At 59.2% G+C, this 16345-nt stretch carries 12 protein-coding genes and 1 tRNA gene; 7 read left to right on the top strand and 6 right to left on the bottom strand.

What is annotated here, in order from left to right; all coding sequences use genetic code 11:
• Positions 1-356: 356 nt before the first annotated feature.
• The 3 genes from AC1D35_RS08360 to cysN are packed head-to-tail and all read left to right on the top strand — an operon-like array spanning position 357 to position 3557.
• Positions 357-1100: a phosphoadenylyl-sulfate reductase gene (locus tag AC1D35_RS08360; RefSeq protein WP_113297145.1), complete on the top strand. Its 744-nt coding sequence runs from the start codon at positions 357-359 to the stop codon at positions 1098-1100.
• A gap of 17 nt (positions 1101-1117) precedes the next feature.
• Positions 1118-2071: a sulfate adenylyltransferase subunit CysD gene (cysD, locus tag AC1D35_RS08355; RefSeq protein WP_477833456.1), complete on the top strand. Its 954-nt coding sequence runs from the start codon at positions 1118-1120 to the stop codon at positions 2069-2071.
• Position 2072: 1 nt separating this feature from the next.
• Positions 2073-3557: a sulfate adenylyltransferase subunit CysN gene (cysN, locus tag AC1D35_RS08350; RefSeq protein ID WP_113297147.1), complete on the top strand. Its 1485-nt coding sequence runs from the start codon at positions 2073-2075 to the stop codon at positions 3555-3557.
• A gap of 36 nt (positions 3558-3593) precedes the next feature.
• Here the strand turns inward: cysN and AC1D35_RS08345 are convergent, their stop codons facing one another.
• Positions 3594-4646 (bottom strand): LacI family DNA-binding transcriptional regulator, encoded by a 1053-nt coding sequence (locus AC1D35_RS08345; RefSeq protein ID WP_477853935.1) that lies wholly within the window; start codon positions 4644-4646, stop codon positions 3594-3596.
• Positions 4647-5167: 521 nt separating this feature from the next.
• On the opposite strand from AC1D35_RS08345, the gene AC1D35_RS08340 reads away from it, so the two are divergent.
• Positions 5168-6676 (top strand): DegQ family serine endoprotease, encoded by a 1509-nt coding sequence (locus AC1D35_RS08340; protein WP_477938508.1) that lies wholly within the window; start codon positions 5168-5170, stop codon positions 6674-6676.
• Between the two features lie 51 nt (positions 6677-6727).
• On the opposite strand, the gene pdxR is transcribed toward AC1D35_RS08340, so the two are convergent.
• Entirely contained in the window at positions 6728-8134 is a 1407-nt protein-coding gene (gene pdxR / locus AC1D35_RS08335; RefSeq protein ID WP_113309903.1) for a MocR-like pyridoxine biosynthesis transcription factor PdxR, read from the bottom strand.
• 106 nt (positions 8135-8240) lie between these two features.
• Between pdxR and AC1D35_RS08330 the strand changes: the two genes are divergently transcribed.
• Both AC1D35_RS08330 and yghU read left to right on the top strand, forming a co-directional pair.
• Positions 8241-8906, top strand: coding sequence for a GNAT family N-acetyltransferase (locus AC1D35_RS08330; RefSeq protein ID WP_113309928.1), 666 nt, complete (start codon positions 8241-8243; stop codon positions 8904-8906).
• Between the two features lie 141 nt (positions 8907-9047).
• Positions 9048-9926 carry a glutathione-dependent disulfide-bond oxidoreductase gene (yghU, locus tag AC1D35_RS08325; RefSeq protein ID WP_477938507.1) on the top strand — a complete coding sequence of 293 codons (879 nt, stop codon included), beginning with the start codon at positions 9048-9050 and terminating at the stop codon, positions 9924-9926.
• Between the two features lie 332 nt (positions 9927-10258).
• On the opposite strand, the gene AC1D35_RS08320 is transcribed toward yghU, so the two are convergent.
• The 3 genes from AC1D35_RS08320 to AC1D35_RS08310 form a co-directional block, all read right to left on the bottom strand.
• Entirely contained in the window at positions 10259-10444 is a 186-nt protein-coding gene (locus tag AC1D35_RS08320) for a hypothetical protein (RefSeq protein ID WP_113297151.1), read from the bottom strand.
• Between the two features lie 326 nt (positions 10445-10770).
• Positions 10771-11745 carry a flagellin N-terminal helical domain-containing protein gene (locus AC1D35_RS08315; RefSeq protein WP_113309927.1) on the bottom strand — a complete coding sequence of 325 codons (975 nt, stop codon included), beginning with the start codon at positions 11743-11745 and terminating at the stop codon, positions 10771-10773.
• A 257-nt stretch (positions 11746-12002) separates the two neighbouring features.
• A tRNA-Pro gene (locus tag AC1D35_RS08310) sits at positions 12003-12079 on the bottom strand.
• A 261-nt stretch (positions 12080-12340) separates the two neighbouring features.
• Between AC1D35_RS08310 and AC1D35_RS08305 the strand changes: the two genes are divergently transcribed.
• Entirely contained in the window at positions 12341-12751 is a 411-nt protein-coding gene (locus tag AC1D35_RS08305; RefSeq protein ID WP_113297152.1) for a hypothetical protein, read from the top strand.
• Positions 12752-12878: 127 nt separating this feature from the next.
• Here the strand turns inward: AC1D35_RS08305 and AC1D35_RS08300 are convergent, their stop codons facing one another.
• Positions 12879-16274: an acyl-[ACP]--phospholipid O-acyltransferase gene (locus AC1D35_RS08300; protein WP_113309901.1), complete on the bottom strand. Its 3396-nt coding sequence runs from the start codon at positions 16272-16274 to the stop codon at positions 12879-12881.
• Between the last annotated feature and the right edge of the window lie 71 nt (positions 16275-16345).

The following is a 16345-nucleotide window of genomic DNA, read 5'->3' as shown; positions in this document are numbered from 1 at the left end:
CTATTGCACAGCCAGCATGAACGGAATTTGAACGCGCCGGAAAAAGCCTTGAGAGACAAGTATTTTGGCTCTGTTTTTCACCCTCGGCCAACAGCTGGTAATCTATGTCAAAAGAAGGCAATTTTCATCTTTCCCGCCATCAATTCAGATTTCCGATTGACAGGCGTCGTGTAACACTACTATTTCTATAGACATTAAGTCCGGGGTGCCTTTTTGGCGCCGGCGGCTGCTTTTCTGCATTGCGGCAGGATGGGAGAGATATTTGCTCCGCCAAGCAGTCCTTTCGAAATCCCTTTTTCTATCCGTTCCATTGATCAGCTGCGATACTCCGGCCAACATCAAGGACAGGATCCCCCATGACTGTTATCAATCCGATCGAAGAAGCCGAGGGTTTGGCTGACAAGCTCGCGGGCCTCGACCTCGCAGGTCGGCTTTCGTTCGTGGCCGGCCTTGGCGGGCGGGTGGTCTTCACCACTTCCCTCGGCATCGAGGACCAGGTCATCACTGCCGAGATCGGTACGCATCGCCTGCCGATCGATGTCGTGACGCTGCAAACGGGCCGGCTTTTCGCCGAAACGCTCAAGCTGATCGACGAGACCGAAAGCCAGTACGACATCCATATCGTCAAGTACGAACCGGAGCAGGCGGATATCGACGCCTACGCAGCAAAATACGGCATGAACGGTTTCTACGAGAGTGTCGAAGCTAGGCATGCCTGTTGTGGCGTGCGCAAGCTGAAGCCGCTTGCGCGGGCGCTGGCAGGCGCAACGATCTGGATCACCGGCCTGCGCCGCGGACAGTCGGCCAACCGCGCCGAGACGCCCTTTGCCGAATATGACGCCGAGCGTCACCTCCTGAAGGTCAACCCGCTCGCCGACTGGGACATCGACAAGATCAATGCCTTCGTCGCCGACAACAGCGTGCCGGTAAACCCGATGCATGCGCGCGGTTATCCCTCGATCGGCTGCGAACCCTGCACCCGTGCCATCAAGCCCGGCGAGCCGGAGCGCGCCGGCCGCTGGTGGTGGGAACAGGATGAGAAGCGCGAATGCGGTCTGCATGTCGCCGAAGAGGCGGCTTCGTCCGTCGCGCAGCAATAAAGAGTCTGGAGTACGAAATGTCCGATAACCGTCAGGATACGGAACTGACCAATCCGCAGAGCGCCAAGCCGCCGCTCGACCCGCATCTGAAGGCGCTGGAAAACGAAGCGATCCATATCTTCCGCGAAGTTGCAGCCGAATTCGAGCGTCCGGTGATGCTCTATTCGATCGGCAAGGATTCCTCCGTGCTGCTGCATCTTGCCCGCAAGGCCTTCTACCCCGGCCGCGTGCCCTTCCCGCTGCTGCACGTCAACACGGGCTGGAAGTTTGCGGAGATGATCACCTTCCGCGACGAGATCATCAAAAAGTACGATCTCGACCTGATCGAGCACATCAATCCGCGTGGTGCGGCTGAAAACATCACGCCGTTCACCTATGGCTCTGCGCGCTATACCGACATCATGAAGACGGAAGCGCTGCGCAATGCGCTGGATGCCGGACAGTACGACGCGGCCTTCGGCGGCGCACGGCGTGACGAGGAAGCCTCCCGCGCCAAGGAGCGCATCTACTCCTTCCGCACGCCCGACCATCGCTGGGATCCGCGTAACCAGCGCCCGGAACTCTGGAACGTCTATAATGGCCAGATCCGCAAGGGCGAAAGCGTACGTGTCTTTCCGCTGTCCAATTGGACCGAGGTCGATATCTGGCGCTACATCCAGGCTGAGGACATCCCGATCGTGCCGCTCTATTTCGCGGCCAAGCGCCCCTATGTCGAGCGTGACGGGATGATGATCTCAGCTTCCGATCCGCGGCTCGAATTGCTGCCCGGCGAAACGAAGCAGGAAGATTCCATCCGCTTCCGCACGCTCGGCTGTTTCCCGCTGACGGGTGCGATCCGATCGACCGCCACCAGCCTTGAAGAGATCATCGCGGAGCTGGAAATCGCCACGGTTTCCGAGCGTCAGGGCCGCGCCATCGACCGTGACCAGTCCGGTTCCATGGAAAAGAAGAAGCGTGAAGGATATTTCTGAGATGACTGCAGCAGTTCCCGCAAACGTCGTCGCCGTGCCCGCTGCCGAGCCGCTCAAGGCCCTGCGCGACTCGCGCCCTTTGCGCCTCATCACCTGCGGCAGTGTCGATGACGGCAAGTCCACCCTGATCGGGCGCCTGCTCTGGGATACCAAGGCAGTGAAGGAAGATCAGGCGGCAACGCTTCGTCGCGATTCCACCGGCAAGCAGAACGATCTCGGCCTGCCCGATTTCGCACTGCTGCTCGATGGCCTGCAGGCCGAGCGCGAACAGGGCATCACCATCGATGTCGCCTATCGCTATTTCTCGACCGACAAGCGCTCCTTCATCGTCGCCGACACGCCCGGTCACGAGCAGTACACCCGCAACATGGCGACCGGGGCATCCACTGCCGATCTCGCCATATTGCTGGTCGATGCCCGCGCCGGCATTCTCGAACAGACGCGCCGTCACGCGACGATCGCCTCGCTGCTCGGCATCAAGCAGTTCGTGCTTGCCGTCAACAAGATCGACCTGACGAATTACGACCGTGCCGGCTTCGACAAGATCACTCACGAGTTTAAGGAATTTGCCCTGTCACTCGGCGTCAAGCAGATCACCGCAATTCCGATGTCGGCGCTGAAGGGCGAAAACGTCGTCTATTCCGGCCAGGCCGCGATGCCCTGGTATAATGGTCCGACGCTGGTCGAGACGCTGGAGCATGCAACCGTCCGCTCCGGCCAGACGACAGGCTTCCGCTTTTCCGTGCAGCGCGTCTCCCGCCCCGGCGAAAGCTTCCGCGGCTATCAGGGCACGGTTGCCGGCGGCTCTGTGAAGCCGGGCGACAGCGTCATGATCCTGCCCTCGGGCATGGTCGCCAATGTCACCAAGATCGTCACCTTCGACCTGGTGCGCAATGCGGCTGTCGCCGGTGACGCGATCACGCTCGTGCTCGACCGTCAGGTGGACGTGGCGCGCGGCGACATGATCGTTTCGATTGACAGCCAACCGCAAACAGGCCTGACCTTCGATGCGCAGGTCGTCGCCCTGCAGCCTGAGGGTATCGAGGCCGGCAAGCGCTACTGGCTGAAGAGCGGTTCGCGCCGCCAGCGCGTTCAGGTCGAACCCGTCAGCCAGCTCGAGCTGAAGACCGGCGCCTGGAATTCCGCCCAGCGGCTCTACATGAATGCAATCGGCAAAGTGCGGCTCGTTTTCGACGAAGCGGCGATCTTCGATCCCTATGAGCAGAACCGTGCCACCGGCTCTTTCATCCTGATCGACCCGGAGACCAACAACACCATCGCCGGCGGCATGGTGACCGGCAAACGCACCGATGTCAGTGGCCTGTATGGTAGTGATGCCCGCGTCATCCTCTCGCTTCCGGCCGATCTCGCCGAGCAGATCATGGCGAGCGAGCTTTTCGCCAACCGTCGTCACGAAGCGGAAGTGCGCCGCATGACGGCGTCGGAAGCGGCCGAGCTCTGGTCGAGCGCGGCAAGCGATATCTAAAGAAAGGGGCCGATTGGCCCCTTTTTCATTTCCGTTTCACTGCTTCGGTTCCGGCCGCGTCGAGCCGCGCTCGATGATCGAAAAACCGAGATCGACCCTTTGCTCTTCCGGCCGCTCTTCGCGAATGGCGCGCAGCAGCATGTCGGCGACGCGGCGGCCAAGGTCGTAACGCGGAACATGCACCGTCGTCAGAGACGGCGAGGTGAACTGCGCAAATTCCAGATCGTTGAAGCCGCAGATGCCAAAATCCTCTGGCACGTTGATGCCGCGTTCGTTGCATTCGATCAGGGCCCCCAGGGCCAGATCGTCGTTCTGCGTGAGGATGGCATCGAGATCCGGCACCCTCTCCAGCAGCTCGCTGAACAGGCGCCGTCCGAGACCGATGCTGGTGGAACCGTCTTCGCCGTGGGTCAGCGACGGATTGTCGAGACCGGCCTGGCGCATGGCCTCGTCATATCCCGCACGACTGCGGCGCGAGCGGATATCGCTGAGCCCGCCAATGAAACCAATCCGCTTGTATCCTTTCGACAGAAGGAAACGGGTGGCGGCGGCCGTCGCAACATGATGCGACATGCCGACTAGCAGCGTTTCCGGCGGCTGGCTGAGATCGGCAACATGGGCGACCGGAAAGGCAGCCGCGTCCATCAGCATCGCAAGGCCGTCGTAATGTTCCGCGTTGACGAGGATGATCCCGGCCGGCTTCTGCGCCAGGAAGGATTTGAACTGGCTGATCTCCTGATCGACGTCGTTGAGCGTATTGGCATATTGCACCCGCAGATCCGTAGCCCGCAACCGCTCCTCGATGCCCATCATCACACCGGTGAAGCAGGGATGATGAAGCGACGGAGTGATGACACCGACGATGCCGCTGTGGCGGCCGGCAAGCGCGCGGGCAGCAAGATTGGGGATGTAGCCCATCTGGTCGACGGTGCGCAGGATGACCTCGCGCAGCTCTTCGGAGACGATTTCAGGGTTGCGAAGCGCGCGCGAGATAGTGATCGGGCTGACCCCTACCCTCTTTGCAACATCACTCAACTTCACATGGGAACTGCGCTTCTTTTCCCGCCCCGGCTTCACTGAATCCCTCATCGCTTCCCGCATGCCGCTGCGAGCCTCGCTCCGTGCCAATTCGCGGTTTGCTCTTTCTGAAGAAAAATTAATTTAGAGTCTACTAACATTTCAATGTTCCAGCTCAACCGAAGCACGAAAAAACATGAACAAACGTCGTGAATGGTTCAGGTCATTACGCAGCGGCAGGCCGGCGGATCACACGAAAGTGGGATATATTTTACTATTCTGGCACCACGCGGCGCGGGCAACTGCGGGAGCCGGGAGAATTGCGGCGATACTTGGTCGGCCAAGATTAAATTACAGTAATGTCTTACGATCCTGTAATACAAACATGATCAATGTTTAATTTGTAAATCCCACAGAACGGGTCATATAGGTATCAAGCGCCAGTTCTTCCCGAATACAGTATTCGTCGTATAATACAGGCGAAATATAAGTAATAAACGGTAAAACCTGGCAGCAATACTCACTGACGCCAAGGTCCATGGCATGGAACCAAGACGCCATTCAATGCCAACGCTCTCGCAAGGGAATCCAGCATGTCAAACATTCTTCGCAAGCATCGGGCCGCAGCACTTGTCGGAGCGGCCATCGTTCTCGGCGCGGCCTCCCTGCCCTTCGCCATCTCCTCTACCTCGGCAGCTCTTGCCGCTCCGGCTGAGACCGGCGGCATTCTTGCCTCCAACGGCTCGTTTGCTTCCATCGTCGATGCCGACAAGCCAGCCGTGGTGACCATTACCACCACGATGAAGGCAACTAACGCCAGTGCCGACAGTTCACCGATGGACGAGCAGTTCCGCCAGTTCTTCGAACAGCAGGGTATTCCCCTGCCGCACCAGGCTCCACAGCAGCAGCAGCAGCAATCGCAGCATGCCATGGCGCTCGGTTCCGGTTTCGTCATCAGCCCCGACGGCGTGATCGTCACCAACAACCACGTCATCGACAACGCCATCGACATCAAGGTCACACTCGACGACGGCACCGAACTGCCGGCCAAGCTGCTTGGCGCCGACGCCAAGTCCGACCTCGCCGTTCTGAAGGTTCAGGCTCCACATCCGCTTGCGACCATCGCCTGGGGCGATTCCGACAAGCTGAAGCTCGGCGACCAGATCCTTGCCATTGGCAATCCGTTTGGCATTGGCACGACGGTGACGGCCGGCATCGTCTCGGCTCGCGGCCGCGACTTGCATAGCGGCCCCTATGACGACTTCATCCAGATCGACGCGCCGATCAACCACGGCAATTCCGGCGGCCCGCTGGTCGATCGTGACGGCAATGTCGTCGGCATCAATACTGCTATCTACTCCCCGAACGGCGGCAGCGTCGGCGTCGGCTTCGCCATTCCTTCATCTGAAGCAAAGGCGATCGTTGCCAAGCTGCAGAAGAACGGTTCGATCGATCACGGCTATCTCGGCGTACAGATCCAGCCGGTCACCCAGGATGTCGCCGATGCCGTCGGCCTCTCCAAGGCTGAAGGCGCGCTGGTTGCTACTGTTTCCAACGAAGCGCCTGCCGCGCATGCCGGCGTGAAGACCGGCGACATCGTGACGGCCGTCGGCAGCGAAAGCGTCAAGACGCCAAAGGACCTGTCGCGCCTCGTTGCCGACCTGTCGCCAGGTGCGAAGGAAACCCTGACCGTCTGGCGTGACGGCAAGACGGTCGATCTGAACGTCACCGTCGGCGGCAACGAAGACACGCAGAAGCAGGCTGCTGCCGAAAGCAGCGATGACCAGGGCCAGGCCGCTGGCCAGCCGAGCCTTGGCATCGGCCTTGCCGACCTGACGCCTGATGTTCGCCAGCAGCTCAACCTGCCCCACAGCGTTGCCGGCGCAGTCGTTGCCAACGTCAACCCGGACAAGTCGGCCGCTGCTGCCGGCATCCAGCCCGGCGACGTGATCGTCTCGGTCAACGACAAGCCGGTACATGATGCCCGCGACGTCAAGACCGCCGTTGCCGATGCCGGCAAGTCCGGTCGCAAGTCGGTGCTGCTCCTGATCGAACGCGGCGGTAACAAGACCTTCGTGGCCGTGCCCTTCGCCGCCGCTTGAAGGGCACCCACGTGAGCGCTGCGCCCGGACCAGTTCCGGGCGCAGTTGCTTCTAGCCAAGCATCAACTTCAGATCGGCTGCCAGTCTTTGAACGGCTGCCGCTTCCGCTTGCGAGATACCGAAGAGAATGCCGGGAGCAGATTTGCCGATAAAGAAACCCGACATCGGCATCAGACCATATCCTGATGCATTCACCTTCGCGACGACCGCCCGGTCATCCACCATCTCATCGCGAAACCAGGCCGCAAGCTGCAGTCCGCCATTGCCGCCCGAAATGACAAGTCTTCCGCCAAAATGGCTCTCCAGCATTCCGATCGTCCGGGCCATCCGCTCGGCATATTGCTGGCTCATGCGCCTCAAATAGGCGCGCAGACGGCCCTCGTTGATGAAATCGGCAAGTGCCGCCTGGATATGGGTGGAGACGGCGACGCCCCTGCGATGCAGCGCCTCCGAAGCCTCTGATACCAGCCAACGCGGCACGACGGCATAGGCGACACGCAGGCCAGGTGCCAGCACCTTCGAGAAGGTGCCGACATAGGCCACGACCTCCGCCCTGTCGATGCCCTGCAAGGCGGCGATCGGCCGCGAGCCATATTGAAAATCGCTGTCGTAATCATCCTCGACGATAAGGCTCTCGTGACGGCGCGCCGCCTCCAGCAGCGCCAGCCGGCGCGGCAGGCTGAGCGTGGCGCCGGTCGGATATTGATGGGATGGCGTCACATAGATCAGCGCCGGCTGCGGGCCTTCCGCCTTCGATACGTCGATGCCCTGCCCATCGCAGGGAACCGCCACGATCTCGGCGCCGGCATCGCCGAGCAGCAAGCGCGCAGCAGCGTAGCCAGGATCTTCCATCCATGCGGTCTTGCGTCCGCTCCTTCTCAGCATGGCTCTCGCCAGCATATCGATCGCCGCGCGCGTGGAGGGCATGATCATGACCTGCTCCGGCTCGGCGATCACGCCGCGCGTCATAGAAATATGCTCAAGGATGGCTTCGCGCAGCTCGCGGATACCAGTTGGGTTCTCGTAGCCGAGGTGATGAATGCGCAGCGAGCGGCTGCGTGCGGCAAGATGACGGCTCCAGGCGGCATGCGGGAAATCAGATACATCGGGTACACCGGGCCGGAACAGGCCACGATAGGAAGGCTGGTCCGATTTCTTGCCCTCAACGGGAGCACGGTCGTCCCTTTGGTGTTCGGGCCGCATACGCTCAAGCGCTGCAACCCGCGTCGCAACACCAGCAGACGCCTCGATATACCCTTCGGATCTCAGTCGGTCATAGGCCTCTACCGCCGTGGAGCGTGCAACACCGAGCGAAGCCGCAAGGGCACGCGTCGATAGCAGCTTATGGCCAGCCGGAAGCTGGCCGAGCAGGATACGGTCGCGCAGGCTTCGATAGATCTGCCCGCTCAGGTCACCGCCGTTTCGATCGAGGCTCAGCCATATGGGTGCCGATGTCATGCGTCAACTGGTCTGCCAGAAAGTTCAGAACTGGACTTTTACTCCAGTCCATTTGCAAGGCAAGAGCAGTCGGAGTTCAATGCATAAGTTCAATGGAATGACGGATATGACAAAAGATCTTGCCGACTGGAAGGGTGTTGCCCGCCCCGCCCGCGCCCCGATTGAAGGCCGCTACACCCGCCTGGAACCGCTGGACGCCACAAAACACGGCGCCGACCTGCTCCGCTCCGCGCAGCAGCCGGGCGCGGAGGATCGCTTCCGCTATCTCTTCGAAGCAGCACCTGCCGATATGGCAGCCTTCACGCCCTGGCTGGAAAGGTCCGTCGCAAGCGAAGACCCGCTGTTCTTTGCCGTCATCGACAAGGCGACGGGACGCGCCGAGGGCAGGCAGGGACTGATGCGCATCGATGCAGCCAACGGTGTCATCGAGATCGGCAATATTCTCTGGGGACCAGAGATCGCCCGCAAGCGGGTTGCGACAGAAGCGCTCTATCTCTGCGCCGCTTATGTCTTCGACACGCTCGGCTACCGGCGCTTCGAATGGAAGTGCAACAATCTCAACGAACCGTCCAAGCGCGCGGCACAACGCTTCGGCTTCGCCTTTGAAGGCATCTTCCGTCAGCACATGGTGCAGAAGGGCCGCAACCGCGATACCGCCTGGTTTGCAATGACCGATGGCGACTGGCCGAAACTGAAGGCCGGCTACGAGGCGTGGCTGGTGCCCGAAAACTTCGATGCCGACGGCCAGCAAAAAAGCAAGCTCAGCTTCTAACGCGGCTCTGCGGCGGCAATTTAAAAAGCCGCCGCCCTGATGACAATAACTTCATTGCTACCAATATGTTCATGGGTCCCAATTGAGGTTAAGGATTGGGCCTTTCATGCAAAACACGAAGTTATTCTGTCAGGAGCTCACATGACCAGTTCGTCCGACTATACGCCCCCTAAGATCTGGACCTGGGACAAGGAAAACGGCGRCCAATTCGCCAGCATCAATCGCCCGATTGCCGGACCGACCCGTGAAAAAGAGTTGCCGGTCGGCCGCCATCCGCTGCAGCTTTATTCGCTTGGAACGCCAAATGGCGTGAAAGTGACGATCATGCTGGAGGAACTGCTGGCGCTTGGCCATCGCGGCGCGGAATATGATGCCTGGCTGATCAGGATCGGCGATGGCGATCAGTTCGGCAGCGGCTTCGTCGAGATCAACCCGAATTCCAAGATCCCGGCGCTGATGGACCGAAGCGGCGAAAAGCCGGTGCGCATCTTCGAATCCGGCGCGATCCTCACCTATCTCGCAGAAAAATTCGGCGCCTTCCTGCCGACCGATCCGGCCAAGCGCGCCGAATGCTTCTCCTGGCTGTTCTGGCAAGTCGGAAGCGCGCCCTATCTCGGCGGCGGCTTCGGCCATTTCTATGCCTATGCGCCGACGAAGATCGAATATGCGATCAACCGTTTCGCCATGGAAACCAAGCGCCAGCTCGACGTGCTCGACCGGCGTCTGGCTGAAAGCGAATATATCGCCGGCGACGACTTCACCATCGCCGACATGGCGATCTGGCCCTGGTATGGCGGCCTCGTGAAGGGCTGGATGTACAATGATTCCGCCGAATTCCTGCAGGTGCAGGAGTACAAGAACATGAAGCGCTGGGCCGACCTGATTGGCGAACGCCCTGCCGTCAAGCGCGGCCGGATGGTCAACCGCGTCAGCGGCGAGTCCTCCAGCCAACTCCATGAACGCCATGACGCCAGCGACTTCGATACGAAGACGCAGGACAAGCTGCAGGCGGCCAGCTGATATGATCGAAGGCGGGCACGTCGCTGCGACGGCGTGCTCTCCTCGCCAAAAAACGGTGCCAAGCCGAAATTGCGAGTTTTCCCACTAAAAATTACGGGTTTTTAAGCGAACTGTACCGAATCCGGCAAAAGTGCCCTCGCCTCATTCTTTCAGACTTGCTGAAATGCCCGAGCTCTCCTGCCACCTTTCGGAGAGCTTTCCCCATCTACCCCGCCGAAAGCCACCGGCGGGGCTTTTTATTTCAAGCATCCGGGAATGGGAAAGTCCTGCACCCGCGTCAGAGTGGGCCACCAACATCGCGTTCATAGCTTGAGGTGAAGAAAGGTTCCGCTCTAACGCCACTTCGGCTGAGGCTTGGAAGCGTTCGCCTGAATCTCATGGAGCGGCGCCCTATGACCCAGGAGCTTCTTCAGCTTCTTCTCCTCGGCCGGGCCTATCCCGAATTTTCGGCAATGCTCGGTGATATCCTGATCTTTCGGGCCTGGAATCCGAACTTGTCGATTGTTCATCTTCTTCATTGACGCTTCCTCCTCCGAAGGAAGCCAGCTTAGCGCCTATTTGTTCGTTAGCAAAATCTAAAATTCTGAATTTTGGCTGTTTCAAATCGGCGGGCTGAAGGAGAAACCATCATCCCAACTTCGTTCTGCCTACACCGGCAGCAACTCACCGCGCGACGACGTCATCGGCGGAGATGCAGCCAGAAACCACACTGCCAATTGCTGTCGCAAGCGTGTTTTCAAAGAGGTTCTGGCAGCCAGTACCATCGCGGCTTCGATGTCAGGATTAATACATAAGATCGCAACGGCAGCAGCCAGCGACAATCCGAATTTTCGGCGTGGCCTGTTTACGATTGGATAAGCGAGAGCATGTTTTGCGGGGCTCGATTTGCAATCGATAAAGATTGAATCGCGAGCTGCTGCTGGGTTTGGAAGGCAGCCAACCGGGATGATTCCTCTTCCATGTCGGCGTCCACGAGACGGCCGATACCTGACGCAATAGAGTCTTGGAGTGTCGATGCGAATTCGGTCTGCATGGAGATGCGTTTTGTGAGCGAGCCGAACATGGAACCGACGTCAACCATTCGCTGAAGCATAAGCTCCGTAATACCTGTCATCTCGTCCAGTTCTTCGTTTGTCGTCTGCGGCGTTAGGATCATCTCGGGGTGTATCTGATGGTTGTCACCATTAAAGACCACCCATTCTCTGGTGTACCCGAGAATGTTAGCGAAACCGGAATTCGTTATAATCCCGTCGCAGCCGCCGTCCGAAATCAAGTAGTAGACTTGATCTGTATCGAAGCTCGCGGTCATGTCGAAGCTTATAGGTTGTACCGAGACGTTCCCAAAAGCGTCACGGACAAATGCCCCCGGCAACTGCTTGACACCATTTTGTTGCGGGTCTGTGGGATCAGTCATCCAAAGCCAATTTTGGCCGTTGAAGGAAGCCGAAGCTGCAATCGATTTCAGCTGCTGTTTGAGCTGGCTCAGCTCCTCATTTATCTTTGTTTTGTCAACGCCAGATTCATGGGCCGCAACCAGCTTTGCTTTGAATGCGCTCATCACGTCGATTGCGTTGGACATACCAACATATGCGGTGTCGACGGTATTCGCGGCTAGACCCAGCGCATCCTGAACTGCTGATATGGCTTTCGCATCCGACCTCATCGTGGTCGAAATCGACCAATACGCCGCGTTGTCCGCAGCCTTTTCAACTCGGAGACCCGTCGACACATGCTCCTGCGTCCGCTGCAAGGAACGGCCGGTTCCTCGCAAAGTCTGGAGCGCAGCTATGGCAGAATTGTTGGTGATGATTGATGACATCAACGATCCTTGGAAAATGGCGACGGTAGCGGCCATAGAAGGGAATCGAATGCGTCATGCATCCAGGAGATGAATTTTGGTAGCAATTCATGGTTAACAACAAATTACTAAAGTAAATCAGTCCGACGGCAGTGAGCTTATCCGAATATACGGAACCCAAAACTCGCCGGTGGGCGACACTTGTGGTAACGATAGCGGAAAAATTAACCCGTAATTTCGGGAGATAATTTTGTATCGGGAATACAAGAGATTAGAGCTGGTCGGAGTGGAGTGATTCGAACACTCGACCCCCACGTCCCGAACGTGGTGCGCTACCAGACTGCGCTACACTCCGTGACCAGCGGCGCCTCTATAGACCGGCCTATAATGTTGCGCAAGCACCAAAATTCAAAAAGGCGCGGGAATTTTTGACAGGCTCGTGACAGGGCCTTTCGCCAGGCCGTGCAGCAAAAAGCCACACCCCCGGCAAATTCTTCAGAAGCGGCCAAGTGGCAATTTTCTTTTGCCGGGTTACACGCTAAAGGGCTTGGCGGGACAGGCGAAACCGCCGCAAAGGCGGCTTCGCAGCCACTGGCTAAATATCAGGGACGACACGATGAAACTCCGCACCATGACCGGGGCCGCCGCGCTTGCAATTGCGCTTGCCGGATGCACCACCATACCCACTCCCGGCGATCCGATCGAAGCCCGCTGGGTCGGCCAGTCGGCCGGCAAGTTCTTTGCCGCCTACGGCCCGCCGCTCAGCGATCGCGACGAAGGCTCTTCGACGATCTACAGCTGGAAAGGCGGTTACAAGACGGTGCGCGTTCCCGCGAAATATGCCGAAGGCGCCGATGGCAAGCGCGGCAAGCAGATTGCGGCAGCCCGCACGCTCTATCTGCGCTGCCAAGCCGAAATCACCACCAACTCCGACTACACGATCCGTGACATCCGCACCGTCAATGATATCCCGGGTGTGAGCGGTTCTTCCTACTGTGCCGAATTCCTGGCGCCAGAACAGAAGTAACGGACGGTTTGTCCGAGACATCAAAACAGGCGGCCATGCCGCCTGTTTTCGTTTTAACGGACATCGCTGCAGTTCGACAGGCAGCGATTGAAAAACATGAGCCGGGCTGCGCAGGATGAAGCCAGGCTTATGCCGCCTGCTCCGGCTGTGCTGCGCTTTCGGCCATTTTGCGCGCCGCGACAAAATCCACCTTTCCCGAGCCAAGCACCGGCACCGTGCCGATATTGATCTCGGCCGGCACCATCATATCCATGGCGCCCTTTGATTTGGCAAAAGCGAGGAACTCGCCGCGGGTGGCAGTCGGCGCATCGGTCAAGAGAACCAGCCGCTCACCCTTCTTTGCGTCCGGTATTGAAGACACGACCGAGAGAGCGCCCGGCCAGAGTTCTGCGGCAAGCGTCTCGACGGCCGCAAGCGATATCATCTCGCCGCCGATCTTGGCGAAGCGCTTGGCGCGGCCACGGATCTTGACGAAACCATCCTCGTCGATGGTGACGATGTCGCCGGTATCGTGCCAGCCGTCGACGAGCGGCTCAAGGACACCGGGATTTTCGGCGCGCAGATAACCCGCCATGACGTTGTCGCCGCGAACGACGAGCCGGCCACCCTCATCGATACCGGGTACCGACTCGAGCTTCCATTCCATGCCCGGCAGGATTTTGCCGACTGTGCCCGACTTGTTGTACATCGGCGTGTTGATCGAAATGACCGGTGCGGTTTCGGTGACGCCATAACCTTCCAGAATGCGCAGGCCGAATTTCTCCATATAGGTCGCGCGGGTCGAGGCCTTCACCGGCTCCGCGCCGGAGAAAATATAGCGGATAGAGCGGAAGTCATAAGGATGCGCTGTCCTGCTGTAGCCGTTGAGGAAGGTGTCGGTGCCAAAGATGATCGTGGCGTTCGAGACGTAAATCAGTTCCGGGACGATGCGGTAATGCAGCGGCGAAGGATAGAAGTAGACCGGCACGCCCGAGATCAGAGGCAGCACGGTGCCTGCCGTCAGCCCGAAGGAATGGAAAACGGGCAAGATGTTGAACACCTTGTCGCCGCTGTGGAAATCGATGCGGGCGGCTGCCTGAGCGGCGTTCGACAGGATGTTGCGATGGGTCAGGACCACGCCCTTCGGTGTACCTTCGGAACCCGAGGTGAAGAGAATCACTGCCGGATCATCCGGCCGGCGTTTCACCAGCGGCCTTGCCTTGTGCAGATAGCCTCTGATCTTGCTCACGGAACCAATTTCGGCACGCAGATCGTCAAGCCAGACGATCTTCACCTGCTTCTCCATCTCCTCGATAACAGGCCCCAGCTTGGCCTGCTTGACGAAAGCGCGAGACGTAAGGACGTGCTTCACCTCTGCGGCCTTGCAGGCGGAAAGGATGTTGGCCGCACCGGCAGTAAAATTCAGCATGGCCGGTACCTTGCCCGCTGTCATGACGCCGAGAAGGGTTGCGGCAGCGCCATTGGCATTCGGCAGCATGACGCCGAGGTTGTTTTCCGGGAACATGGTGCGGAACTTGGCGCCGAGCACCGCGGCACCCGTCAGCAGCTTGCCGTAGGTGAGCTTGCCGGTGACCGGATCTTCGACGGCGAGCTTGCTCATGCCGTATTCGTGGCTCGCCTCAATGATGCGATCAATGACGGTCGAGGACGTATCGGCGGTCCTAAACATCAGGTTCGACATGACCTGATAGAGGGCAGCGCCCGCCGCCGTGCGGCGCTTGCGACCCTTGAGTTCAGGCGGAACTTCCAGCTTCACCGGCTCGAGAATGGTGACCTTGACCTTGGGAAACAGCCGGCGGCGGATCTTGCCGTTATCAAGATAGGAGAGATAGCTCTTCTCCAGGCCGTCGATCCGCACCGGCACCACCATCGATCCGGTCTTGTCCGCAACCATGGCGGCGCCGTCATAGACCTTCATCAATGTGCCGGTCACCGTCAGGCGTCCCTCGGGAAAGATGCCGATCGGGCTGCCGTCCTGCACCACCTTGATCAGCGAACGTGTCGCCATCGGCTTGGTCGGATCGAGCGGCAGGAATTTGCACATCTTCAGGAAGGGTCTGACCCACCACGCCTGGGCGATCTTGTAGTCGACCGCAAAGACCGGTTCTTCCTCGGTGATGGCGAGTGCCAGCGCACCGTCGAGCAAGCTGACATGATTGAGCGCGATGATCGGTGCGCGACCTGCCTTCTTGATGTTTTCGAGGCCTTCTACTTCCAGCCGCATGAACGCACGAAACAGGATCGAGACGAAATCGCGGAAAGGATTGGTTGGCAACGTCTTCAGCATCAGCCAGGCAACGGCGAAATTGATGATGCCGAGGCCGATCAGGATCTGCGGAATGGAGGCGCCCAGGGCCTGGACGACGGCAACAGTACCAAGGCCGACCGTGATGAAGAGGGCCGACAGGACATTGGCAGCGCCGATGACGCGGGCGCGGCGGTCCTCATGTGCCCAGGTCTGCAATGCAGCGAATGTCGGTACCGCAATGAAGGCGCCTGAGATCGCCATCCCGGCGAGGTCGATTGCGACGCGGATGGTGTTCTGGCCGGCGAAGAAGGTGAGGATGGTCGTCGCGTGGCTGGTCGATTGCAGACCCCAGAGGTTCCAGGCGAGGTCGAGGCTGAAGATGGCAAGCAGCGCCGTGCCGATCGGCGCCGGCAGCAAAACGATGCGACCCGACGACATCCAGGCAGCGATTGCCGAACCGATCGCGACAGCGACGGCAAAGACCGTCAGATAGGCCGGCACGACGATTTCCGAACCACCAAGCAATTCCGTGACCATGGTCGGCAGGATGGACAGGACGAAGGCGCCAACCAGCCAGAACCAGCAGTTCATCAGCGCCGAACGCCAGAGACGCTTGTCGCTGCGGATTTCCATGACGAGATTGTAGCTGGAGCGGATGACGTTGGTGTCGATCCTGAGATCAGGAGCCTTGGAGCCGGTTGCCGGGATCATCCGGCTGGCAAGCCAGCAGATCACCGAAAGCCCCATCATCATCGTGCCGAAGACGAGAACATTGTCGCCGCCGGAAAAGGCAAATGCAGCAACAATCGTGCCGGCAAGGATGGCAATGAACGTGCCGCCCTCGATCCAGGCATTGGCCTTCGGCAGGTCGCGGCGCTCCAGATGGTCGGGCAGGATGCCATATTTGATCGGTCCGAAAAGTGCAGAGACGACGCCAAAGCCAAACAGCGCCGCCATCAGTATCCAGATGGACGAGAATGCAAGACCGACGACGGCAAGGGCGGCGACCGCGATCTCGCATCGTTTCAGAAGTTCGGCGATCCTTGCCTTGTCGTGCTTGTCTGCGAGTTCGCCGCCGATGGCCGAAAGCAGCAGAAACGGCACGATGAGGATGACGCCGGCGAGCGTGACGAGCGCGGCACCTTCATTGGCCGACATCTGGAACAGGATCAGGAACACCAGGGTGTTCTTGAGAAAGTTGTCGTTGAAGGCGGTCAGGAATTGCGTCCAGAACAACGGCGCGAATTTCCTCGAAGTCATCAGGCTGCGTTGCATCGGCTGGCTCCTTGTGAGATCCACAGACAAGGCCATAGAGTTGTTGTGTAAAAGTTGAGCACGATAACAAC

Source organism: Rhizobium sp. P1_E6, assembly GCF_056405875.1.
This window is presented reverse-complemented; position numbering and strand designations above follow the sequence as displayed.

Excerpts from the sequence above, each read along its gene's own strand:
- AC1D35_RS08340 (WP_477938508.1), top strand. The coding sequence starts at position 5,168 with ATGTCAAACATTCTTCGCAAGCATCGGGCCGCAGCACTTGTCGGAGCG.
- AC1D35_RS08300 (WP_113309901.1), bottom strand. The coding sequence starts at position 16,274 with ATGCAACGCAGCCTGATGACTTCGAGGAAATTCGCGCCGTTGTTCTGG.
- cysD (WP_477833456.1), top strand. The coding sequence starts at position 1,118 with ATGTCCGATAACCGTCAGGATACGGAACTGACCAATCCGCAGAGCGCC.
- AC1D35_RS08305 (WP_113297152.1), top strand. The coding sequence starts at position 12,341 with ATGAAACTCCGCACCATGACCGGGGCCGCCGCGCTTGCAATTGCGCTT.
- AC1D35_RS08360 (WP_113297145.1), top strand. The coding sequence starts at position 357 with ATGACTGTTATCAATCCGATCGAAGAAGCCGAGGGTTTGGCTGACAAG.
- AC1D35_RS08330 (WP_113309928.1), top strand. The coding sequence starts at position 8,241 with ATGACAAAAGATCTTGCCGACTGGAAGGGTGTTGCCCGCCCCGCCCGC.
- AC1D35_RS08345 (WP_477853935.1), bottom strand. The coding sequence starts at position 4,646 with ATGAGGGATTCAGTGAAGCCGGGGCGGGAAAAGAAGCGCAGTTCCCAT.
- pdxR (WP_113309903.1), bottom strand. The coding sequence starts at position 8,134 with ATGACATCGGCACCCATATGGCTGAGCCTCGATCGAAACGGCGGTGAC.
- cysN (WP_113297147.1), top strand. The coding sequence starts at position 2,073 with ATGACTGCAGCAGTTCCCGCAAACGTCGTCGCCGTGCCCGCTGCCGAG.
- AC1D35_RS08320 (WP_113297151.1), bottom strand. The coding sequence starts at position 10,444 with ATGAAGAAGATGAACAATCGACAAGTTCGGATTCCAGGCCCGAAAGAT.
- AC1D35_RS08315 (WP_113309927.1), bottom strand. The coding sequence starts at position 11,745 with ATGTCATCAATCATCACCAACAATTCTGCCATAGCTGCGCTCCAGACT.